Origin of the sequence: Rhodoferax antarcticus ANT.BR (genome assembly GCF_001938565.1) — a bacterium.
In the GTDB taxonomy this organism is placed as follows: domain Bacteria; phylum Pseudomonadota; class Gammaproteobacteria; order Burkholderiales; family Burkholderiaceae_C; genus Rhodoferax; species Rhodoferax antarcticus.
Window position 1 is genome coordinate 178,299 of the sequence record NZ_MSYM01000020.1, and the last position, 20,317, is coordinate 198,615.

At 48.1% G+C, this 20,317-nt stretch carries 24 protein-coding genes; 5 read left to right on the forward strand and 19 right to left on the reverse strand.

The annotated features are described in order from the left end of the window. Positions 1 to 97: 97 nt before the first annotated feature. Positions 98 to 679 (reverse strand): hypothetical protein, encoded by a 582-nt coding sequence (locus BLL52_RS20640; RefSeq protein ID WP_139313527.1) that lies wholly within the window; start codon positions 677 to 679, stop codon positions 98 to 100. Between the two features lie 15 nt (positions 680 to 694). Between BLL52_RS20640 and BLL52_RS19700 the strand changes: the two genes are divergently transcribed. Continuing rightward, on the forward strand, positions 695 to 913 hold the full coding sequence (locus BLL52_RS19700; RefSeq protein ID WP_139313528.1) for a hypothetical protein: 219 nt from the start codon (positions 695 to 697) through the stop codon (positions 911 to 913). 310 nt (positions 914 to 1,223) lie between these two features. Here BLL52_RS19700 and BLL52_RS20645 read toward each other — a convergent pair whose 3' ends face one another. The 11 genes from BLL52_RS20645 to BLL52_RS20890 all read right to left on the reverse strand — a co-directional run bounded on the left by BLL52_RS20645 (position 1,224) and on the right by BLL52_RS20890 (position 10,065). After that, positions 1,224 to 1,520 (reverse strand): hypothetical protein, encoded by a 297-nt coding sequence (locus tag BLL52_RS20645; RefSeq protein ID WP_139313529.1) that lies wholly within the window; start codon positions 1,518 to 1,520, stop codon positions 1,224 to 1,226. After that, a complete protein-coding gene (locus BLL52_RS20650; protein ID WP_139313530.1) occupies positions 1,495 to 1,800 on the reverse strand; it encodes a hypothetical protein in 306 nt (101 codons plus the stop codon). The genes BLL52_RS20645 and BLL52_RS20650 overlap by 26 nt, the downstream gene beginning before the upstream one ends. Before the next feature lie 754 nt (positions 1,801 to 2,554). Further along, positions 2,555 to 3,196 (reverse strand): hypothetical protein, encoded by a 642-nt coding sequence (locus tag BLL52_RS20655; protein WP_139313531.1) that lies wholly within the window; start codon positions 3,194 to 3,196, stop codon positions 2,555 to 2,557. A gap of 741 nt (positions 3,197 to 3,937) precedes the next feature. Beyond that, on the reverse strand, positions 3,938 to 4,273 hold the full coding sequence (locus BLL52_RS20660) for a hypothetical protein (RefSeq protein ID WP_139313532.1): 336 nt from the start codon (positions 4,271 to 4,273) through the stop codon (positions 3,938 to 3,940). Positions 4,274 to 4,602: 329 nt separating this feature from the next. Beyond that, positions 4,603 to 4,881 (reverse strand): hypothetical protein, encoded by a 279-nt coding sequence (locus BLL52_RS19715; RefSeq protein ID WP_075588334.1) that lies wholly within the window; start codon positions 4,879 to 4,881, stop codon positions 4,603 to 4,605. A gap of 43 nt (positions 4,882 to 4,924) precedes the next feature. Continuing rightward, positions 4,925 to 5,497, reverse strand: coding sequence for a hypothetical protein (locus tag BLL52_RS19720; RefSeq protein WP_139313533.1), 573 nt, complete (start codon positions 5,495 to 5,497; stop codon positions 4,925 to 4,927). Between the two features lie 127 nt (positions 5,498 to 5,624). Next, positions 5,625 to 6,062, reverse strand: coding sequence for a defense against restriction DarA-related protein (locus tag BLL52_RS19725; RefSeq protein WP_075588336.1), 438 nt, complete (start codon positions 6,060 to 6,062; stop codon positions 5,625 to 5,627). An 11-nt stretch (positions 6,063 to 6,073) separates the two neighbouring features. Beyond that, positions 6,074 to 6,286, reverse strand: a complete 213-nt coding sequence (locus BLL52_RS19730; protein ID WP_075588337.1) for a hypothetical protein — start codon at positions 6,284 to 6,286, stop codon at positions 6,074 to 6,076. Between the two features lie 93 nt (positions 6,287 to 6,379). Next, positions 6,380 to 7,093, reverse strand: a complete 714-nt coding sequence (locus tag BLL52_RS19735) for a SprT family zinc-dependent metalloprotease (RefSeq protein WP_075588355.1) — start codon at positions 7,091 to 7,093, stop codon at positions 6,380 to 6,382. A 117-nt stretch (positions 7,094 to 7,210) separates the two neighbouring features. Beyond that, entirely contained in the window at positions 7,211 to 7,636 is a 426-nt protein-coding gene (locus BLL52_RS20665) for a hypothetical protein (RefSeq protein ID WP_139313534.1), read from the reverse strand. Positions 7,637 to 9,918: 2,282 nt separating this feature from the next. Next, a complete protein-coding gene (locus tag BLL52_RS20890; RefSeq protein ID WP_158025726.1) occupies positions 9,919 to 10,065 on the reverse strand; it encodes a hypothetical protein in 147 nt (48 codons plus the stop codon). Between the two features lie 635 nt (positions 10,066 to 10,700). Here BLL52_RS20890 and BLL52_RS19740 point away from each other — a divergent pair. The 4 genes from BLL52_RS19740 (at position 10,701) to BLL52_RS19755 (ending at position 14,469) form a co-directional block, all read left to right on the forward strand. Then, positions 10,701 to 11,279 (forward strand): hypothetical protein, encoded by a 579-nt coding sequence (locus BLL52_RS19740; RefSeq protein WP_139313535.1) that lies wholly within the window; start codon positions 10,701 to 10,703, stop codon positions 11,277 to 11,279. Between the two features lie 996 nt (positions 11,280 to 12,275). Then, entirely contained in the window at positions 12,276 to 13,295 is a 1,020-nt protein-coding gene (locus BLL52_RS19745; RefSeq protein ID WP_075588339.1) for a ParM/StbA family protein, read from the forward strand. Between the two features lie 4 nt (positions 13,296 to 13,299). Continuing rightward, positions 13,300 to 13,905 (forward strand): hypothetical protein, encoded by a 606-nt coding sequence (locus tag BLL52_RS19750; protein WP_139313536.1) that lies wholly within the window; start codon positions 13,300 to 13,302, stop codon positions 13,903 to 13,905. Between the two features lie 6 nt (positions 13,906 to 13,911). Then, positions 13,912 to 14,469 carry a hypothetical protein gene (locus tag BLL52_RS19755; protein WP_139313537.1) on the forward strand — a complete coding sequence of 186 codons (558 nt, stop codon included), beginning with the start codon at positions 13,912 to 13,914 and terminating at the stop codon, positions 14,467 to 14,469. Here BLL52_RS19755 and BLL52_RS21905 read toward each other — a convergent pair. The 7 genes from BLL52_RS21905 to BLL52_RS20895 form a co-directional block, all read right to left on the reverse strand. Next, complete coding sequence (locus tag BLL52_RS21905) at positions 14,463 to 14,777, reverse strand: zinc ribbon domain-containing protein (protein WP_338065754.1); 315 nt, start codon at positions 14,775 to 14,777, stop codon at positions 14,463 to 14,465. The two genes, BLL52_RS19755 and BLL52_RS21905, sit on opposite strands and share 7 nt — an antisense overlap. A 6-nt stretch (positions 14,778 to 14,783) precedes the next feature. Continuing rightward, positions 14,784 to 15,017 carry an IS200/IS605 family element transposase accessory protein TnpB gene (locus BLL52_RS21660; protein WP_075588342.1) on the reverse strand — a complete coding sequence of 78 codons (234 nt, stop codon included), beginning with the start codon at positions 15,015 to 15,017 and terminating at the stop codon, positions 14,784 to 14,786. A gap of 421 nt (positions 15,018 to 15,438) precedes the next feature. Then, positions 15,439 to 16,074 carry an ERF family protein gene (locus BLL52_RS19770; protein ID WP_075588343.1) on the reverse strand — a complete coding sequence of 212 codons (636 nt, stop codon included), beginning with the start codon at positions 16,072 to 16,074 and terminating at the stop codon, positions 15,439 to 15,441. A gap of 78 nt (positions 16,075 to 16,152) precedes the next feature. Further along, positions 16,153 to 16,422 (reverse strand): hypothetical protein, encoded by a 270-nt coding sequence (locus tag BLL52_RS19775; protein WP_139313538.1) that lies wholly within the window; start codon positions 16,420 to 16,422, stop codon positions 16,153 to 16,155. Positions 16,423 to 16,449: 27 nt separating this feature from the next. Then, positions 16,450 to 18,207, reverse strand: coding sequence for a DUF4942 domain-containing protein (locus BLL52_RS19780; RefSeq protein WP_075588356.1), 1,758 nt, complete (start codon positions 18,205 to 18,207; stop codon positions 16,450 to 16,452). 358 nt (positions 18,208 to 18,565) lie between these two features. After that, positions 18,566 to 18,757 (reverse strand): hypothetical protein, encoded by a 192-nt coding sequence (locus BLL52_RS20670; RefSeq protein WP_139313539.1) that lies wholly within the window; start codon positions 18,755 to 18,757, stop codon positions 18,566 to 18,568. Between the two features lie 658 nt (positions 18,758 to 19,415). Next, complete coding sequence (locus BLL52_RS20895) at positions 19,416 to 19,565, reverse strand: hypothetical protein (protein ID WP_158025727.1); 150 nt, start codon at positions 19,563 to 19,565, stop codon at positions 19,416 to 19,418. Positions 19,566 to 20,317 lie beyond the last annotated feature (752 nt).

Here is a 20,317-nt window from a genome sequence, read left to right on the forward strand (position 1 = left end):
CGTTTCTTTTTTGCGGTGCATGCGAGATTGGCGAGCGCACAAAAAAACCGGTCGCCGTGGCTTACTGCGGTGGCGGTATGATAATTGCAACAATCGATTAAGGGGCGCAAGTGAACTCTGTGACCAACAGGTTCAATGCGCTGTTGAGTGAAGCTGCGTTAACGGTTGTAAACCCTGCCGAAGCGATAGCTGCATACCATGCGCTCGGGTTGGCGGCTTGACTCGCATTGGTCACAACCAGGTCGGTGATTGGCGTGATGTTTAAAGTCCCCTTGTTCAATGCAACGGAGTGCAGTTGCAAGGTGTTTGTCACGCCATTGACGGTTCCGCCGCTGAGTTGCGCTGCACATGGAAATGTTTGATCGGAAAGAACAACTTGCCAAAGGCCGGAACTACTTGTCGGCTGACTTGTAAGCTTCGCGCCACTGGTGCAAGTCACACTCACGTTGGCACCAACCACAGGCGCACCGACCGCTGCGGTACCAGACAAAATGCCTGGGGATGGGGTAGCAACAGAGGCGCTTCCGCCACCGCCACAAGCCGAAAGGACTGCAGCCGAAAGGCAAGTCAAAGTGAAGTGTTTGAAAGAAAGGTTCATGAAAGCTACATTGATTGTCAGGAAGTATAGTGTTGCAAACATCATTTGCGATTGCGAGTGATAAAAATCCCAGAATCTCAAAAAAAAGCGTTAAAGATGAACAAGATTGCCACTCTTACTGCATTGTTGTTGATGATCTCCACTATCACATCTTTGCTTTTACTCAAGGCATTTAAAGACACTCGACCTGTAGGACAAAAAGGAATTGCAGGCACACACTTGTCCAATAGTAAGAAGCTTGCAGTAATTCAAATCGCTTTGCTGATGACATTAGATATGGCATGTATTGTTGCCATTTTGTTCCTCTGGATCTGATTGATCAAAAAGGAAAAGCTCACCGAAATAAATCAGTGAGCTTAGGGGGTGACAATCAATCAAATCAACAGAACAAAGCTGTGACTGACGAATCGAGCGTTATTAGACGAGAACAAGATCCTGGGCCTTTGTCGGCTCAGAAACAACAACATTGGAATCAGCGTTAACCTGGTCAGGGAAAAAGAACTGAGCGGCAGTGACAAGATGGAAAAGGCGGAAATGTGCCGCTTTAGCCGTCCGTGAATCGATTGCAGATAACTGTTTACACAAGTCAAGAGCAACTTCAATTTGTGCGTCAGTCGCAGTAAACTCATGACGACGGCGCAAAGATAAGCCGACAAACCAACAAACGTGAATCGATTGCAGATAACTGTTTACACAAGTCAAGAGCAACTTCAATTTGTGCGTCAGTCGCAGTAAACTCATGACGACGGCGCAAAGATAAGCCGACAAAGCAACAAACAATACCGACTGTAAAGCCGATGATGTAAGTCGCAAAGGACGGCATCGATTCAATATTCATGCTGACAAGACAGTTAATCAAGAAAAACACAGAGATGGCCAAAGCGATCTTGTAAGAATCAGAGATTGAGCGAAATTTGAACATGGTGAATACCTTTCAGAAATGGCCAACGAAAATGTTGTGCCTGGTTGGTAATGTCTACATCTCGGAAAGTCGCATTCGGGAGCGAAGCCCAAAACAAAACGGCGGGGTGTTGCGCTCGCAACCGTGTCATTGTTGCGGTGAGTGCGAGGTTGCGAGCGCACACTAAGACATTGACCGGAATTTCTTTTGCGGCAGTTGCGCCTTTCGCGGCTGGAGCTGCATCAGCAGCGGATTGCCGTTTGATTGACTGTGCGGGCAAAATCCGGGTGGCGATAGCCAAAAAAAAAGCCCCAAATCAAATCGAATTTGAAATGGGGCTCGGGGGGTGACAGTCAAAATGACGCAAAAAAAGGCCAACGAAAATGTTGTGCCTGGTTGGTAATGTCTACATCTTGACACAAAAAAAGGCCAACGAAAATGTTGTGCCTGGTTGGTAATGTCTACATCTCGGAAAGTCGCATTCGGGAGCGAAGCCCAAAACAAAACGGCGGGGTGTTGCGCTCGCAACCGTGTCATTGTTGCGGTGAGTGCGAGGTTGCGAGCGCACACTAAGACATTGACCGGAATTTCTTTTGCGGCAGTTGCGCCTTTCGCGGCTGGAGCTGCATCAGCAGCGGATTGCCGTTTGATTGACTGTGCGGGCAAAATGTCGGCATGAAATTGATCACGACACCCGCACAGTGGAACCGATGGCTCCAGGATGAAGTCGGGCGATATGGCGACCAGGACTACCTTGCCCCACTACGTTTCCCTTGCTACGGCTAGCTGGGGGCAAGAAACGCTCAAACCGATCTACCTGTACGCGCATGACGTTGACGCAATGGCCATTGAATTGATGGCGGCGGGTCAGCGGACGCTGTAAATGAGGAAAAGGCCCATCCCACTCAGCACGCTCTTCAATGTCGCATTGCATTGATCCATCCTTTCAGGATGAATCAATGCCGGGTGGCGATAGCCCAAATGAGAAAGCCCCTTGATCAACGTAGTTGAAAAAGAGGCTTCAGGGTTGGACAAGTAATCTAGTGGCCAGTAGGTCACAGATTCAACAGGCAAGATGGAACATTCACGTTTTGGCCAAGCTCACTGACAACAAGGCAGCGAAGAGTTGCAAGAGCGATGGTTTCGCCAACGCAAATGCCAATCTTTGCTTCATCTTTGAGAGCGGTAACACTGTAAAGCCCATCAGAAAACAAATTTTCAATTGTCTTCACATACTCGCTCATGATGTTGATCACCAATGGCAAGTCATCCAGTGGATTGAATATTTGTTCATTATGCATGGGAGCAAAGCGGCCATACATATTCAAATCAACATCGAACTGCAGAGCTTTTGCCACAAGCCAATTGAGAACTTCACCTTTTGACTCATTAGCTTTAACACAAATAAGTAACACAAGCGCCGCCTTTTTTTCTGCATCAGCGAGAGCATCTGCTGCAGAGATTGTTTCCATAGTCAAAGAAACGAAATCGATCACGTATCGAAGGCGCTTAACAACACCAGCAGTAGATCCTCCACGTCTATTCGGCGCGTCATCTATTCCGAAGTAAATGCCAGTTAGATGGACATGCCAGCCGTGGAAACCATGATTGGTTCGTCCGATTTGATTATTCAAATGGTCAAGAATATGATAAGTTGAACCAGATCCGATCTGCAAAAGAGAAAAGTGATTTTTCATAAAAGCCTCTATAAAAGCGTCAGCGAAATTGCTTGACTACCTGGTAATGTCGGTGGATAAAAAATGCAGAATTTGTCATGTTGAAGACCAAAGAACAAGTCCAAAACGGTGGATGCGGTTTGGACTTAGTTTTTTAATGATTACAACGAGATTAAATTGGAAATGCCCATAAAACGGAAATATTGAAAAGTGGTGTGCAGACAACATCTTAATGCACACAAAATGTAAAAGACCGCGCCGTAGTGCAACGCACGGCTACGAGTTTGCAGGGGGCTTGCCCCCAGCGCCAGCGGTGCAAATCGTTCGGTCGGTTCTGCGGCAACGGGCAGCAGAACTTTACATTTTGAGGGTAGAGATTTACCCGCAGGGCGAACCCTTTAGGGTGAAGACATAATATTTATCGGATACCAGTGAGGCTTGAATCGCTTGCGATTTATTGGATACCCGAAGGGCTTGAAGCGGCAAGCCGCTTTATCCGATACCTCGCTGGCTTGTATCGCTTGCGATATATCCGATGCAATATTATGTTATTTCTCAACCCGGTGTGCTGTTGGATAACGGATCATCTTGCTGATGAAAGCTGTTTGGGCTGGCTGGTGCGCAGTCACCAGGCGGGCCAGGCTGCGGTGTCGTCTTAGCACATAAGTTTAGGCATGAAAAAACCAGTCGCAAAGGACTGGTTTTAGGGTTTGAACAAGTAATCCAGTGGCCGTGAGGTCACTGATACAAAGTGCTTGACTATTAACAATCACTCGCAAAATTAGGATGTTCAGGCAACGTCATTTCTTCATTGCATGCAAATTCATCTGTATCATTCGTGTGTTCAAAACATTCCAATACACACTCTAAAGTTTGAACAACAGCACTATCCCATTGCGCCGCACGAAGTTTTTCAAGTGAATTTGATTCAATTGCCCGCTTTGCACTATTAGCTGCGCGACTAGCAGCCTTTTCATACGCAATCAAAAATTTCTGAACATTTTCGCCTTTAAAAACAGAATCGTCTTCGAAAAAATGTCTGCTTGCAGATACAGCTCCTGGAAGTTTCATTGTCAATTCGCCGGTTTGGTTATTCATAATAGTTCCTTTGTGTAAGTGTAAGCAAAATTGCTTGACTGTACTGGAGATGTCATCAATGAGAAAACTCCGCACGAATGCGGAGTTAGGGGGGTCAAAAGATCAGCTTTTCATAGCAACGATCAATGAAGCGGTACCGTTAAGGGTAACGCTCAGAAGGATGACAAATCCGAGAAAGTGCCACAAGTCAGCAAAAACGAAATGAAGTAAGTTCATGGTCAGCTCAACCAAGTCGCAAGATAAGATTATTGTCCCGAAGCGTGAAGACCACGAGCCAGTCTCGTAAGAAGCGTTGTAAGACTGAGAATCAGATAAACCATCGTTCTACGTCACAAAAACGCCGTTATTGTTTTGCCGCCATCTGCCCGAGTCGTGGTCATCATCAATGATGGGCGGCTTGATGGCCGGATGGAATACAGGGCTCCCGTGTGGTTTGCCGGATGTTTCCCGTTTTCGTCAGGGACAATCGAAAGTGCTTGCAAGTCTTCATCTGTATCGTTTGGGCAAGCAAAGTTTGCAATCATGGCGATGCCCTTTTTCTTGCAAATCTCAATTACCTGCGCCATCAACGGTGAAATTTCGTTGTCGTAAATATCTTCTTTGGTCATGTCGTTTACTCCGGTTAAATGTGATGTAGAACAGCGTCAAAAATCAGTCATAGATACCTTCGGCTTCTTGACGAGCAAGTATTGCATCTTCGTAGTCAGGCCCTTCATGAATCATGGGGAATGCCTTGACGGGATAAGGCGTCTGGAAAAATTCCGGTTTGGTCGTCGGCAAATGGAGAAGCCCATTTGTGATGACCAGTTTTCCAGATTTAGCCATTGCCATGCCCAGCGCAATGTCACCAGCTCGCATACAGTCAATACGCAGGTAGCCGTTGTTGGCCAGCTTGATGTCAGCGATAAGACAGTCTTCAAACACTTTATCTGCCAACAAACACCCAGCATGCAATGATTTGACATCAATGCAAATTGATCCATCTGCGCGTGAATTTCGAATGGGTTGACCTTCTATCCAGCGAAATTCTTTGAGACTCATGCCGAACTCGCCGCTTTTCAATGACCATTTTTGGTCTTCAGGCCATTTCCAGATTCGACCAATTGCAAGACCGTTACGAATGACAACGAAGTCGCCATGGATATTGAGCTTCAAAACTGTTTGAAGATCAGGCAATAGTCGCATTTCGCACTGTTGAGCCGATTCCATTAACAATGATTTCATATAAATCTCCGGTTGTGTTCTGCGTGATTGCAGAGACTGCTTAGAGATGCCGACTTATCGAAAAGTCATGATTGGACGTGAAAAAGCCCCAGAAACGAGTTCCGAGGCTTTAGGGTTGCAAGTGGCATTAAGCCTGATAAGTGCAGCTTGAGCGATCAAGTGCTTTGTCATGAAAGTTCTGCAACCGGGCTCTAACCATGGCGACAAAGTTTCCTTCATCGCCAATGTAAATCCGGAACTTACGCAGACGACCAAGACACATCATGACGTGATCAGAAAAATCCGCGAAATCAACGTCAGCCATTGACAAGTAGCCTTTGGCATATTCCATCATGGAAAGAGAAACATCAATGGCCAACTCTTCCCTCAGATCATTGTCAGCGATAGGCACTAGCTCAAAACCATAAATGTCCTGATCGCTAAGTTCGTGATCAAAAACAAGCACGCCGTGGCGCGAGAACTTCTGTCCCGATCCGATCAAAGGCCCTTCAAGTTCAAAAGGGCCGCGAGGAACAGCACCAATTCCAGCGGGACGACTGGCCAAACCATAGCGAAATTTCTTCATGATCGCACTCCTTACTTGGTGTTTAAGATCAAAGTGTCCAAGGCGCTGAATTCATAGCAACCTGCACGAATCTTCTTCATGCGGCACAAAGAACGAACGCCAGGGTTGCGCACATGCCAAAGGGCTTTTGCAGCTTCTTTTCGTGAAATCTGGTACGACGATTTGGCGGTGCCATTGAAACCGCATACACCTTCAGGATGACTCACAGTTGGAATCGTTTTCATTTTCAAACTCCTGTTGTGTCCTTACGAAATGTAAAAACTAACTAGGTAATGTCTGAAAATTAAAAACGAACCTTCAAAAAATAATGTGCATTGCTATTCGTCGCTGTCGGTGCTACTTCCGTCATCTACCACTTTCATTTGCTTGTGTTTTGGACAAATGGGTGGACCTGATTCATTGAGCCATTTTTTGGAAGTCCGTACCGTGTAACCGCACACCTCACACTGGCATTTGATGTGACGCCTCGTTTGCCGCTTTGGGCCCGTTGTCATGGGGTAATCAGCTTCGTCTGTGGTCGGCGTAGGCTGTTTGTCCTTTGGACCAACCTTGTTTTCATCCTCGATGTCTTCGGCTGTACCCAACCTTTTTGATTCCAATCGACCATGAGGCAATGCACCCACCGCAATCAAAATCGGTGCAATGGCAACTTCAAAATCTGGACCGGCGACAGTGGCCGTCATTTTTCCTTGCAAACCCAAGCCTTTAGCCACTCGTCGAAAAAGTGGGCCATGGCCAGCGCGAATGCCGATGGCGGCGTGAACAAGTTCATGGGCAAGAATTGCAGCAACCTGCATTGGCATGGCATTTGGTGAGGCCGCGAGATCAGGTCTTATGAAGATTTCAAAGTGATCATCCAGACTGCAACGACTGTCCCAACACTCACCAATCCGACGCCCTCGCATTCCATTGGAAGTGAAGCCTATGGAAATTCTCATTCTGTTTGGAAGTGGTGCTTCCAAGGCATCAAACATCGGCCTCATCAGATAGGCCACATTGTTCAACCAGGCCTCACGGTTTTCGCATTGCATGATGGTCAACCTCAAAAAAAGCAGAACGTGTACACGCTTCTGATTGTAAGTGGAAGTCAAAAAAAACCCACCGCAAAAAGCAGTGGGTTCGGGGTGGCAATGGTGTTGCGAAACGATCTACAGCAAGTAGCTAAGAGCGTCAACGACAGCAGCATTCTGTGCATTGGAAACACAGTCATAGGTTTTGCGAATACGTTGACAAAACTCGTCCGGGGTAATTGACTCACCACGTTCAATGAGAAAACCATAAGACCGAATAGCATACTCAATGGTATGACGACGGCCTTGGGTTGACGCAAATTTGAAGTTGCCGCAAAGGTCGCCAGTTGCGTTTTTACCGATCCATGAAGCGGTCTTAGGTTTAAATTGATCGCATTTTTGAACATAGCCATCGGAGTCAATAAGTCCAGGCCAATTCAATCGGCATGAAGAAAGTTCTCCAGGCCGGTAGGTGCAATTCGAACAGGTTGCACAGAGGTCATCGTCGCTGTTGAGCCGGTCACAGTTTTTAAGTCGGATTTGACTCAAACCTTGAATGATCATGTAAAACTCCTAAAGATACGTGCCAGCGCAATTGCTGGAACTGCTTAGAAATGCCTTCTAGTCGGAAACAAAAAAATGGCTGGATTCAGCATCGGAGCGAAGCTCAAAAATTGACCATGGGCGTTGGCGCTTGCCAACCGGAATCGGGCCTGTGGAGCAATCGAGGTTGGCAAGCGCCCAAGAGAACAAAGAAGGTATTGGATGTTTGGCTGTTCTGCCAGCACGAACATCGCAAAGCGATGCAGTAAGGCCGCACACGGCGAGTTGACGTTTCCTTTGCTTGTGCAATCTGTGCGTGCATCGTGTCAGACCTGTTGCATCAAGTAAGGCCGCACAAAGCGAGTTGACGTTTCCCAAAGCCATCCTACCAAGCCATGCTGCCCGATCATCATTGTTCGACAACGGTTCACCCACTGTTATTTAACGGTGCAAGACGAAGACACCACTGTTCGATGACGGGGCACAGACTGTTCGCATACGGATCTCCAACTGTGAAAGACGGGGCATGCATTGGTGTCGCACAGGTCTTGTTGTGGTGTCGTCATGTGCAAGCCTTCGGTGGGCTTGTTCTCACTTCTGTGGAAACCGACACCGGCCACAGTGCAGGGCTCGCCTTAAAAAGCGGGTGCAGCAAAAGGGCTGTGCCTATGTGCAACCCGGTCCATCCTTTTTAGGCGAATCCGTTGCGAGTCAATCGATGGAACCTGGAACGGCGGCTTGGCGCAAGGAACGCAGCGACATGCCAGAGTGGTGAGGACATACCGAAGCCCAACGAGGGCGAGGGATGTCAGCACCAGGTGAACAGCGATTGATGGACATCTCCTAGCCGACATGCAATCCTTTGCACAGGGAAAAAGGCGTTGTCTGATTGAGTGGAGCTGTGCAGGCTAGGAACGTCGGTGTGGCACGAGGAACGAAGTGACACACCAAAGAGTTGCAAGAGGCCGAAGCCCCGCAGGGGCAAGGCTCGAAGCACCAGGCCCAGCAGCTCCAACGGAGTCATCTCCCAGCCGACATGCAAGCGCCCTGCTCTAGCCGGTCGGTGATGTGGCTGATGAAAATTTAGGCCGTTGTCTGTGAAAACGATTTGGAAAGACCAGGAGTGGCGGCTTGGCGCAAGGTACGCAGCGACATGCCAGAGCGTTCGCCAGCGGGACGCAGGCCCGAGGGCTACCTGGTCGCATCCGAAGAGTGACCCTTGAGAATGGCATCGAATGATGCGATTCTCAAAACACACCAGCCGATGTCTGAGCTTAGCCGTGCAAGCCTTCGTGCTGGCGGTGCTGTAAATGGCGGGTGAAAGCGAGCCGGGCTTCTTTAGATGTGGTGATGAGGCTCGCGTGTCCACTGGTAGACACCATCTCAAACGGGCATACCCCATAGAAAACGTCGCACCCTCTATATATAGAGCGTCGTCTTGGAACGCCGCATGTCTGAGCATCGATTTTTTGGGTGCTGGAACGAGCCGGTACTGAGTCAAGCTGTTGTGCAACTCTACGGACAACAAAGGCGATCGGTTGGCACTGAGGAACGAACTGGTTTTAGGCGTGGATGTGGTGGCATAGATCTAGTGGCCACACTCATCATGGATTCCGCGGTCGCATCGTTGCCATGCAATCCAGCCTTTCCAGATCGAGGCGGCGTGGTGTCGAACTCGACGTAAGGCCCAGGAATTCTGATTGGCGCAAGGTACGCAGCGGCATTCAGGATGGTGACAAAACGGTGGTTTTGTCACCTGGCCGACCAGAGAGTGTCTTGCACTTTTAGCCGTTGCCTGAGCCAGTCACACAAATCAACATGCCACCCGGCTGTTCACAGGGCGAAACCCATTCGAATACCCACCGGGCAAGAAAGAAGTCGGGATTCAGCATCGGAGCGAAGCTCAAAAATTGATCATGGGCGTTGGCGCTTGCCAACCGGAATCGGGCCTGTGGAGCAATCGAGGTTGGCAAGCGCCCAAGAGAACAAAGAAGGTATTGGATGTTTGGCTGTTCTGCCAGCACGAACATCGCAAAGCGATGCAGTAAGGCCGCACAACGCGAGTTGACGTTTCCTTTGCTTGTGCAATCTGTGCGTGCATCGTGTCAGTGGTGTTGCAACCGATAAGGCCGCACACAGCGAGTTGACGTTTCTCAAAGCCAACCATGCAAGCTGCAACATGTTTGTGCTCTCCACAATTGGGCGGACCACTTTTATGCGGTGCGTCATTCTGTCCAAGCCTTCGCGCAACCAGTGTCAGCTTTGTGCAATCTTCAGTTGAGTGATGTTGGCAGGCGGGCTGTTCAAACGGGATATTCCTGTTTGATGATGGTCTCACTGTCGTTGTGCATCGGCGTTGCCATCTCACCGTTCCACAAAATGAGCGCCATGGTCTGCGAACTTTTTGGGACACCAGGAACGGCGGCTTGGCGCGAGGTACGAAGCGACATGCCAGAGTGCTCGGGAATAGACCGGCCACGGACGGGCTATTTCAGGCCTGGTGGAGCAAAGAGTGTTCCAAGCGATGGGAAGCATCGTAGCAAAACGCAGTGGCGCGGAGTTGATGGACAGAGCGCCAAGAAAGCTGTTGTCTGATCTGGTTTGTCTGATGGACAAGGCGACCTGTGCAAGCCAGCGATTTCGGCCCACGCAAGACGAAAGTGGCACGAGGTACGAAGTGACACCGAGTTGGTGGTGGCCGGTGAGGGAATTGAGCAAGTGAGAACGCAGTGAGAACGCAGCGAAGTTTCCGAGAAGGGCAGCATGCGCGGTCCAAAATCGCCTCCAAAGTGAACAGAGTAAGCCGTCTGACCTGAAGCCATGGTTTCAGGTCAGACGGCTGACGATGTGAGCGGTATGTTGTGTCGCCGTTCTCTGAACAAATCCATTGCAATCCGATTTTTTCGTTTGTGCGAGCCTACCTAAACGGATCATCTGCAGGCGTTGTGCAATCGAACTTGGATGAGCACCAGGAGCGAAGGATTGGCGCAAGGCACGCAGCGACAGGCCTTTGCGTTAGCTGGCGGGACACCGCCAGATACCTGGTGAGATTCCAAGTGTTCAACATTTAAGCCGGAAATGTTGAATGTCAATCTTGCATGTGCGCTCATCACATTTGAAAACGGAAAGCACCAAGGCGCAGTGCAATCGAGCAATCGATGGAACCTGGAACGGCGGCTTGGCGCGAGGTACGCAGCGACATGCCAGAGTGGTGAGGACATACCGAAGCCACAACGAGGGCGAGGGATGTCAGCACCAGGTGAACAGCGATTGCGGTGTCAACGTCAAAGCCGCTGTGCAAGCATTGCATTCTGTTGTGCTCTGCGATGCAAACAAGCGAGCCAATGTCGAATTAATTTGTGGTGGCAAGGCTCGCGTTACCAAAACGCTGTGTGCGCTCATCACATTTGAAAACGGAAATCCACAATCAGGGCCTTCCTTTTTAACAGCCAGTGGTTTTCCTAAGCCATTTGTGCGTGCATTAAATTTGAAAACGGTAATTGCGTTGTGCTCGTGTTCTGTTGTGTTTGCGTTTGTGGTTGCGTTTGTGCTGCGGTGCAAGAATCTTTGTGCGCTGCGTTGTGTACAAATTGCAAGCAACATTGTGCAAGCTGACTTTGCAATGGGCGTGACAGTGCATTACTTTGTGCAATCTTCTGGTTAAGAATTGCAATCTTTGCACTGGCGCGAGCGTTGCTGCTGTTGCATTGTGTGTGTGACGCAACCGTCCAGAGCATCTTTTACGCTGCGCAATCTTTGTGTACTGTTGTGTTTGATGAAGCAATCAAGCGAGCCGATGTCTTAATTTGTTGTGCGTGACAGGCTCGCGTTCCATTCATTCGCGGCGAACTTTGCGTTTGTTCTGCGTTGCGTCGCTGTGTTTGTGTTTACTTTTTTGTGGCTGCAATGCGGCCAGTCCGAGTTTACTTACGCGCAAAAACGTTGTGAATGTGCAATCGAGCACTTTTCGTGTCTGAGTTTTGAATAAGTTGTTCGCGAATACAGTGCGGACTTTTATGAAATTCAGTTTTGTTAGTTTGAAATCACATGGCGTCAAAGTTCGCGGCTGGGCATTGTTGTGTGGTAGCGATGCAATCGAGCGAGCACGCCGGACAGATTTGTTGTGGTGGAAAGGCGGGCGAGCGGTGTCCGTGCGTCAAAGTCGGCCTGATCCATCCAAAAAAATCCAACAAAACGCTATGGTTCTGATAGTGGTTTTTGGCACTTTTTCAGCCACTTTTACCCCCCCCTTTTTAGCCAGGGTGTCTGCATAAAGATTCAAGACATTTTTTTCACCGGACGTGTCGGGTCGGTTTCGTTTTCCAGAAACCGGGTCAAAACCACGCCAGAAACGGCAGGAAACAGCCCTCCAAGCCTCCTATTTTCAAATCTGGCACCATCGCCTAGCCTTGGCGGAAAAACGCGCCAGAGGCCCATCTTTCAAGCACCACCTTTTTTTTTGCATTCCCCCTTTTTTTCGCCAGAGTTTTCTTCTTAATTTCTCGGGCGATGGCCGTGACCTTGGTATGGCCCAGGGTCGGCTTGACTTTATTTAATTAGCGCCAATTTTAATTAGCGCTAATTTTATTTAGCGCTAAATCGGGTTCTTTGATTAAACTGGTATAAACTTCGCAACATCATCATTTTAGGAATGCTTCAAATGCAAAAGACTCCCATCTCCATCGGCATCGATCTCGGCCACTCTAGCGTCAAAGTCTCTGTCAAGTCTGCCAACAAGATCGCATTGATAGGAGCTACAACCATTTTCCCAACAGTGGTTCGTTCGTGGACCAAGATTGCAAACGAAGAAACAGCGCGAAAAGCGATGAACGACACCGTTGACGTTAACGGTAAACGGTTTTTCATCGGTGTGACGGCACAACTACAAGGCCAGGCTGAAAACTTTTCAGGTCAAAGTCGCAACTGGATTGAAACAGATCAGCATGACGCACTTCTCGTTGGCGCTTGGAATCGCGCACAGACTATTCTTGAACAAAACAACATGGCGGACACCGACAACATTTCACTTGTTCTTGGTTTGCCTGCAAGCTACTACGCGCAACAACGTGAACCACTTCGTAAACGGGCTTACGCACTTATCAGTCGTTTGATCCCACCGACGCAAAAATTTCGCGTCTTTATCGAATCTCAATCACGCGCTCCATTGTTGTGTGTTGCGTTTGATGCTTATGGATCTGAAACAGGCCGTGCCGGTGAAGATGAATCTTGGGGTGTAATTGAAATCGGCCACTACACAACAGACTTTACTTTTCATGACCGTGGCCAGGAAGTTGATGGAGCTGCAAGCTCTGCAAGTGGCGCACACATGGTTTACGACATTCTCACTGCCGCATTCAAAGCAGCCGGGTATCTTGTAGACACCGACACAATCACCACTGCGATCAAGACACGCAAAGTTAAAAGCTATGGTGTGGAGATTGACGTTGGCCACTTGGTTGACCCTGCGATTCAATCGTTCTCGTCCTACATTCAGGAAGAAGTTGCCAGTCGCTTCGGGGAAAAGGCTCAACGGATGGACGGTTTGATCGTTGCTGGTGGAGGGGCTTACATGGTCGGCCAAGACATTCGCGCCAACTATCCGAATGCTGTGGTGCCGAACAATCCACGCTTCGCGGTCGCTGAGGGTTACTCTCGCTTTGGCTTGCTGACTCTGCAGTAACGACATGAAGACCGATTCAAAAAGAGGGCGACCATTTAAAAGTAAATCATGGGATTTACTCTTGCGTCATACCTTTCGCACCAGTTACCTTGAAGACGCTGGCCTTCATGCGCTTTTGTTTATCAGTGGTGATCACTTTACTGAAATCATTCAGAAAGCGCTTAGAGAGTTCGTCATCAAGAACGAATTACCAACCAGTGATCCAACGTTTCAAAGCGACCTCTATTTGGCTGCTGCCACACTGACAAACACGAACCGCGAAAAGCCAGACGCCAAAGATGTTCTTCAAAGAATGAACAGAATCGATGTCCTGGCCCGCATCAACGAGCTGATCAATTCCCCCTCGGCCCATGCGACTGTTGCTGTTCAACCAACCCAACCGCTTCACGTCCATTTGACGCAATTGCCCTCGCCCGCCACGATGCTGACCCCATTGCAATCAGCGCCCAACGTCGAACCGATCAAAACAAAACCACGTCTACCGCTCCCGAAAATTGATCTTGGCCCTGAGATTGATGAAGAGCCGATGGTGGATAGTGACTCTTCCTCCACTCCTGTTGCACAAAAGCCGTCCCTCAAAGACAAGTGGCTGCAACAGCACAACTACTGATCGATCATGAAGCACTTAAAAAAGCGCGTTTCAATTGCGGTGTGCGTGATGGTTCTCATCACGCCAAGTGCTCATGCACAATTTGAAATGATCAGGGATGCCTCCAAAGCATTCTCTGATTTCGTCAGAGAAGCCATTGAATCTACCAAACTACCGCAAACCAAGCCAGGGACACAACCTCGGCCACAGCCATTTAAACCCATCATTGGGAACTGGTACGACAACCACGCAGTCATTACCAGTGTTGCACAAGACTCCGAATATGAACAGTACAACTATTCATGGACCGGTCAAATCGTTGGGCGCGTCAATGAAATCGGAGAGTACATTTTCCGCGCAGACAACGGATGCCAAATCACGGGAGTTAGCTCACCTTACGCCTCTAGCACCATGTGGTCCATATTCACCCAAACCAAAAACTGCCCATTTGAGCACTTGAATCACAGGATGACTGGACGCATATACAAGGAGGGGAATGTCCTTATTTTGCAACTCAAAGATCCACCCATGGCTATGGGCCGGAACTTGGCTTACACCATGCAAGCGGTGATGCAGTCCTACTGATCCATTGATTCCGGCGACTCCCACCTGGCAGCAGGTTCACAAAAAAAACGGCCCGTAGCGAACTCCAGGGACGTTTGTTGACATCCTCCCTGCCCAAGGACAGGGATTCCTACTGCTAGACGCTCATGTTCGAGCGCGAGAATGTTTCTTGCAGCGTTCACGTCGCGGTCATGAACTGATCCACAGACATTGCAAGTCCACTCTCTTATTCCAAGACCTGTTCTACCTTTCGGACTATTGCTGGGATTGCTCCCGCAGCACGAACAGATTTGGGTTGTATAGGCCTCATGGACCTCTTCAAAGACGATACCGGCCTAATGGCTCTTGTATTCCAACATCGTCTTCAGTGATGACCAGCCTGCATCCAGTGTTGACTTGGCAAATTTTGTTTTGATCAGTTTCGCGCTGGCCACATCGCCTACAAAGATTGCAGAATTGCTTTTGACCATCTCAGTGCTGAACTTGTGCAGCATGTCCTTGCGCTGGTTCGCAATCTTGGCGTGCTTGTCCTTGGTGCGGACTTTGAGCGTTTTGGTGATCACTGGCATAACTGTGATTCTATACAGCTTCTATGATATTTGGTGTCATACATGAAACGCTCGACCCGGCCTGAAGGCCGAGCTTTGCGCTCGTTATCTGATCAACCACCCATGTACAAAGATCCGGGGCAAATACACATTCACGGGGACTTCGGATGCTCGTCTGCGACCACAACATCCCGACCATGACAGCGTACAAACCTGCTTTGACGTGCGATCCGCTCTGACGGTAGGACTACCGTGAGAAATGCCAGATGGCGTTTCACACGCGGATTGTTGTTTACACAGCCCGCACGCCACAGCAGCGGTTGCGCAACCGCATCATCCTTCTTGCCAGGTGTAGCAGGTAAACCCGCTTTGAAACCACCCTCACAAAACAAACGCCCATGAAAAAACCGACGCAAAAAGCATCGGTTTTAGGGTTTGACAATTACGCAGGAAATGCAAGCTCTTGCTCGCGTGTCTCTACTGCACTCAAAATCGTGTCAAGGAATGAACCCTGAAACGTATTGGGGGCATTCGACTTAGCGCGGCCCAACTGATCAATGTCAGCATCTTTAATGATACCGAGCCATTGATCCATTCGTTTTTTGATAGCAACAGGAATCTCGTCATCTGAAGAAGTCACTTTGGAAGGTTTACGACCATTGCTGATCGGAATACCCTCTTTGCGAGCACCTTCACCATCATCGTCATCAGAGCCATAAAGACCCATCATCGACAAGAGAGCATAACGGCGCATGTAACTGATGGCAGAACCGAAACCTTGAGGATCAATCTGCGGCAAGGGAGCCGTTGCAGTATCTTCAAGCCATTCACCACTCGTATGCATTAGCCTGGTCGTTAAATTGACATAGCCGTTGCTAGTTGACGCTGTAGGCGACTGGATCACAACGAGGCCAGAGTCATTCAACGCGGATTTCACAGCGCCAATCACAGCACCTAAGTCAGCATAAGAGCTGGAGAAGGTGTCATTCTGGGCATTTTTCACAACGCCAGCCTGGATGAGCTTTTGTGCGGACACAAGAGCTTTAGACAGGTTGGCAATATTTTCAGACTGCTTCATAAAATTTCCAAGTTAAGCGTCAGCAGAATTGCTTACGCGGTTTATGGTGCAAGCACCGAAAAAAAACCCAGCAAAATGCTAGGCTTTCACAGCAAAACCACTTGAGCGCAAAACCCAAGCGTGAATTGCTTTGACCAAGGCAAACCCAAAACAGACGGTATAAAAACCTGCTGCCAATGGGCTAGGAACGACGGTAAGAGCAATGACCAGGTAGACCAATGACAAAAAAAGAAAAAAACCAAAGAAGAATGCATAGCGAGACTCCAAGTTAAGGCAGGCGAAATTGCCGACAGACCTAGCTTGGTAATGCCGCTGAGGAAAAAAAGGCTCAAAAAAAAGGCTCAACACAGGGTTGAGCCTTTCGGGGTAGAACGTTTAAGCTGCAAGTAGCAACATTTGAGGGTTATCAACATCAGCACTTTCATGCGTCAGCGAAAAATCAACCGAGATGTCATTCTTTTCAAGCACGTCAGTCAGTACAGCATCGACTACCTCATGGGCTTTAGCTGTGCTTTCATCGTTACCATCACGAAAAATGGCACTCATTGGATTGTCGTAATAAGACCGACCCCGAACAGTTTTACTTACGGCTTCTTTGACTTGTTTGTCAAATCTCTCGGACTTTTCATACTGAAGCCAGAAGTTATCAGACACTTTCTCGTTTGCCGGGGGCAACCACTTGCGATGCTGGCCGACCAGCTTATTGAGCCGATCCATAACAGCTTGATTTTTTGGGAAAAAATGCACTGTTGTCGCACGCGGATACCACCTCACTGAAAAATATGACGAATCGAGCCTTTCTCCAGCTTTCAAATCATCAGCACGATCTCTGAATAATTGCACCAGGCCATAATCAGGCTGACTTTTGCCGTCCAATAGTGCGAACACGGTATCAAAATCTTTTAATCGTCTGGTCGCTTCATACGAAATTGAACCGCCATAATAGCCAGAATTACCAGGCAAAATGAATCTGGTCGATTTCAAACGATACCCACAAGATTTGTGCCGGGTGTTACTTTTCCATCCTTTGTAAAAAGAAACGTTATCTTCAGAGTATTTCGTTATCTCATCGAAAACATCGCACATCATTTCAAGTTGAATTTCATTTTGGCTATCTAAAATTCCTTGAAAGAATCCAAAAATATTCGAAGTCGTGAATTCAAGCCGCCTGATGGTACTGAACTCTGATTCAAATCTCTTTTGAGCCTTGCTCGACAACTTCGATTCAAAGTCGGCTGACCTGAGAATTGAAGCCCATGCCCGGTCTTTGAGTTTCAGGTATCGATCACCCATTTCATTGGCCACCCACTTTGCTGATGTGTCTTTTGGGGTTTCATCCTGACGAGACATTCGATTTGCCATCGTTTGACCAATGCGGGCTTCGCAATAAGATGCTTTGGCTTCTGCGATCAATGATGCTTTCATCGCGCTGACTGCCTGATCAAACATTCTGACGGCGTTTTGCACTTCCGTTGCAGGAATTGCTACGTCGTGAACCTCTTTGTAATCCTGCGCCATGGACTTGGCCTTGGCATCCATGTCTTCAGAATCAAGGCTATCGATCAACTCGTTGGCAAAACGTTGATCAAGGTCCGCAGATTTTTTGAGGTAAATCAAAGCAACTTCAACCTGAGTTTCACGCTGCACGCCATCACCCAAAAAAGCATCCTGAATGAATTCGACGCTACCGTGCTTCGCAATCAAATCGCACAAGAATCTGCCTTTTTGACTGCTCGGATTTTTAAGCGAACTTGAGTTCAACAACGCAACTATTTCACAGTCAAATGCGATCTCCCACGCTTTTAGAACATGATCCACACCATTCGAAAACGGAGGATTCATGATGATTGCACCGTAAGCCGCCGCATTCCCAAATGTCAAAAAGTCAAGACCAACAACATCAACACCGGGCAAGGCTTTCAAGACAGGATGAAAACTTACATCCATCTCACAGCAGTCAATTTTCTGGTGGCCATATCCGCGATCTGGCATGGTTTTAATAAGGTTGCCTGAACCTGCGGACGGCTCTAGGACACGATCAAAGTCGCGTTCCTTGAACTTGGCCCACATCTTCTGAGCAAGAGCAAGAGGGGTCGGGTAGAACTCAAAATCTTCAGTGTTAAAAAATTTCATAAGAATCTCCAGTTGTGTGTTCACGAAATGTGAAGACTGGCTAGAGATGCCGCAAAAAAAAAACCGCACTAGGCGGCTTTTTGGGGTGTTATTTTGGGGAAGGCAAGACCATACCTGTCCAGATTTCAGACCAGGCAATTCCCTGGAAATTCGACAAAGCCACGCATGTTGAAGCAGATCAGCCGGTGGGCAAAAGAACCATTACCCCGCGTCTGGCAGGTACTGGATACACAGATCAGCATGACTTTAGACTGCTCAGGATGTCATCTGAGCTTAGATGTAAAAAAACCCAAACACAATGAATGTGAATGGGCTTTAGGGTGACTAAAAATCAGATCGAATGTCTGGCAAAATCAAATCACTTTGAAACAATTCGGACATTCTTATTAGGAATATCCATGCAATATAAATCACCCGACTTGTCATAGGCAACACGGGTATCACAAGTAGCCTTAACCTCATTCTGAACTTCACTTGTCACCAAGTAATCTGCCAGCAAAATTCCACACATAGATGCGATCAAAACCAAAGTCAGAGAGAGTGATTTCATAATGAACTCCATAGAACGTGCCTGCGAAATTGCTGGTCACTACACTGGAGATGCTTGAAGTCTAAAAAGTCAGCGATCTAGATTCAAAACGTCAACCAACCTGATTCAAACCACCGCCACCACTCACTCTCTAGGAACGCTTATGAAATTTCACGCAAGAAAAAACCACCAATCCGTTTAGGAGTGGTGGTTTAGGGGTTACCCGATACGCGCCTCGGTGACGGGCGGTATGTTTTAAGTCATACCTGACTCAACATTGCTTGATCAATCGACGACGATGATCCAATCTAGGCCAATATTTTTAGCCGCCAGGTGTGCACGTATCTTGCGATACACACTCTTACCTAGCCATTGCCGAGCAAACAGCAACGTAGATTGAGATCCATGTCGAATCGCCTCTGACCCACAGCCATTGTGGTCGTTTTGTACGACAACAAGACTGTGAGATCCGTAGGGATTGCGAGCCTGAACAATGGCGTAATCGCCAACGCTCGTAACTACACGTCCACTACAAAGGCGCTCGAATGACCAGAATTTGCATTCAGTCATGGAGGCTCCAAACCGCGAGGCAGCGGTAATGCATTGACCAAAAATCAATCAATCCCTTTGTTGCTCAATTGCTTGAGCGTCAGGGCAATTCATGTAACTTGAAACCATTTTATGATAAATCACCCGACTTGTCATAGGCAACACGGGTATCACAAGTAGCCTTAACCTCATTCTGAACTTCACTTGTCACCAAGTAATCTGCCAGCAAAATTCCACACATAGATGCGATCAAAACCAAAGTCAGAGAGAGTGATTTCATAATGAACTCCATAGAACGTGCCTGCGAAATTGCTGGTCACTACACTGGAGATGCTTGAAGTCTAAAAAGTCAGCGATCTAGATTCAAAACGTCAACCAACCTGATTCAAACCACCGCCACCACTCACTCTCTAGGAACGCTTATGAAATTTCACGCAAGAAAAAACCACCAATCCGTTTAGGAGTGGTGGTTTAGGGGATACCCGATACGCGCCTCGGTGACGGGCGGTATGTTTTAAGTCATACCTGACTCAACATTGCTTGATCAATCGACGACGATGATCCAATCTAGGCCAATATTTTTAGCCGCCAGGTGTGCACGTATCTTGCGATACACACTCTTACCTAGCCATTGCCGAGCAAACAGCAACGTAGATTGAGATCCATGTCGAATCGCCTCTGACCCACAGCCATTGTGGTCGTTTTGTACGACAACAAGACTGTGAGATCCGTAGGGATTGCGAGCCTGAACAATGGCGTAATCGCCAACGCTCGTAACTACACGTCCACTACAAAGGCGCTCGAATGACCAGAATTTGCATTCAGTCATGGAGGCTCCAAACCGCGAGGCAGCGGTAATGCATTGACCAAAAGTCAATCAATCCCTTTGTTGCTCAATTGCTTGAGCGTCAGGGCAATTCATGTAACTTGAAACCATTTTATGATTTCACCTCAGATTTATGATTTAAGGCAAGCTTGCCGCATTCATAAAAGACCTCCCATCGAATATCTTCACCAGCCGCTGTTTTTATA

Coding starts and splice junctions, on each gene's coding strand:
- BLL52_RS19720 (WP_139313533.1), bottom strand. CDS start 5,497: ATGAAATCATTGTTAATGGAATCGGCTCAACAGTGCGAAATGCGACTA.
- BLL52_RS19745 (WP_075588339.1), top strand. CDS start 12,276: ATGCAAAAGACTCCCATCTCCATCGGCATCGATCTCGGCCACTCTAGC.
- BLL52_RS19725 (WP_075588336.1), bottom strand. CDS start 6,062: ATGAAGAAATTTCGCTATGGTTTGGCCAGTCGTCCCGCTGGAATTGGT.
- BLL52_RS19750 (WP_139313536.1), top strand. CDS start 13,300: ATGAAGACCGATTCAAAAAGAGGGCGACCATTTAAAAGTAAATCATGG.
- BLL52_RS20890 (WP_158025726.1), bottom strand. CDS start 10,065: ATGTCGCTTCGTACCTCGCGCCAAGCCGCCGTTCCTGGTGTCCCAAAA.
- BLL52_RS19700 (WP_139313528.1), top strand. CDS start 695: ATGAACAAGATTGCCACTCTTACTGCATTGTTGTTGATGATCTCCACT.
- BLL52_RS20895 (WP_158025727.1), bottom strand. CDS start 19,565: ATGAAATCACTCTCTCTGACTTTGGTTTTGATCGCATCTATGTGTGGA.
- BLL52_RS20645 (WP_139313529.1), bottom strand. CDS start 1,520: ATGTTCAAATTTCGCTCAATCTCTGATTCTTACAAGATCGCTTTGGCC.
- BLL52_RS20665 (WP_139313534.1), bottom strand. CDS start 7,636: ATGATCATTCAAGGTTTGAGTCAAATCCGACTTAAAAACTGTGACCGG.
- BLL52_RS20655 (WP_139313531.1), bottom strand. CDS start 3,196: ATGAAAAATCACTTTTCTCTTTTGCAGATCGGATCTGGTTCAACTTAT.
- BLL52_RS19780 (WP_075588356.1), bottom strand. CDS start 18,207: ATGAAATTTTTTAACACTGAAGATTTTGAGTTCTACCCGACCCCTCTT.
- BLL52_RS19715 (WP_075588334.1), bottom strand. CDS start 4,881: ATGACCAAAGAAGATATTTACGACAACGAAATTTCACCGTTGATGGCG.
- BLL52_RS19770 (WP_075588343.1), bottom strand. CDS start 16,074: ATGAAGCAGTCTGAAAATATTGCCAACCTGTCTAAAGCTCTTGTGTCC.
- BLL52_RS19730 (WP_075588337.1), bottom strand. CDS start 6,286: ATGAAAACGATTCCAACTGTGAGTCATCCTGAAGGTGTATGCGGTTTC.
- BLL52_RS20670 (WP_139313539.1), bottom strand. CDS start 18,757: ATGAAATCACTCTCTCTGACTTTGGTTTTGATCGCATCTATGTGTGGA.
- BLL52_RS19740 (WP_139313535.1), top strand. CDS start 10,701: ATGTCAATCTTGCATGTGCGCTCATCACATTTGAAAACGGAAAGCACC.
- BLL52_RS20660 (WP_139313532.1), bottom strand. CDS start 4,273: ATGAATAACCAAACCGGCGAATTGACAATGAAACTTCCAGGAGCTGTA.
- BLL52_RS19755 (WP_139313537.1), top strand. CDS start 13,912: ATGAAGCACTTAAAAAAGCGCGTTTCAATTGCGGTGTGCGTGATGGTT.
- BLL52_RS19735 (WP_075588355.1), bottom strand. CDS start 7,093: ATGCAATGCGAAAACCGTGAGGCCTGGTTGAACAATGTGGCCTATCTG.
- BLL52_RS21660 (WP_075588342.1), bottom strand. CDS start 15,017: ATGCCAGTGATCACCAAAACGCTCAAAGTCCGCACCAAGGACAAGCAC.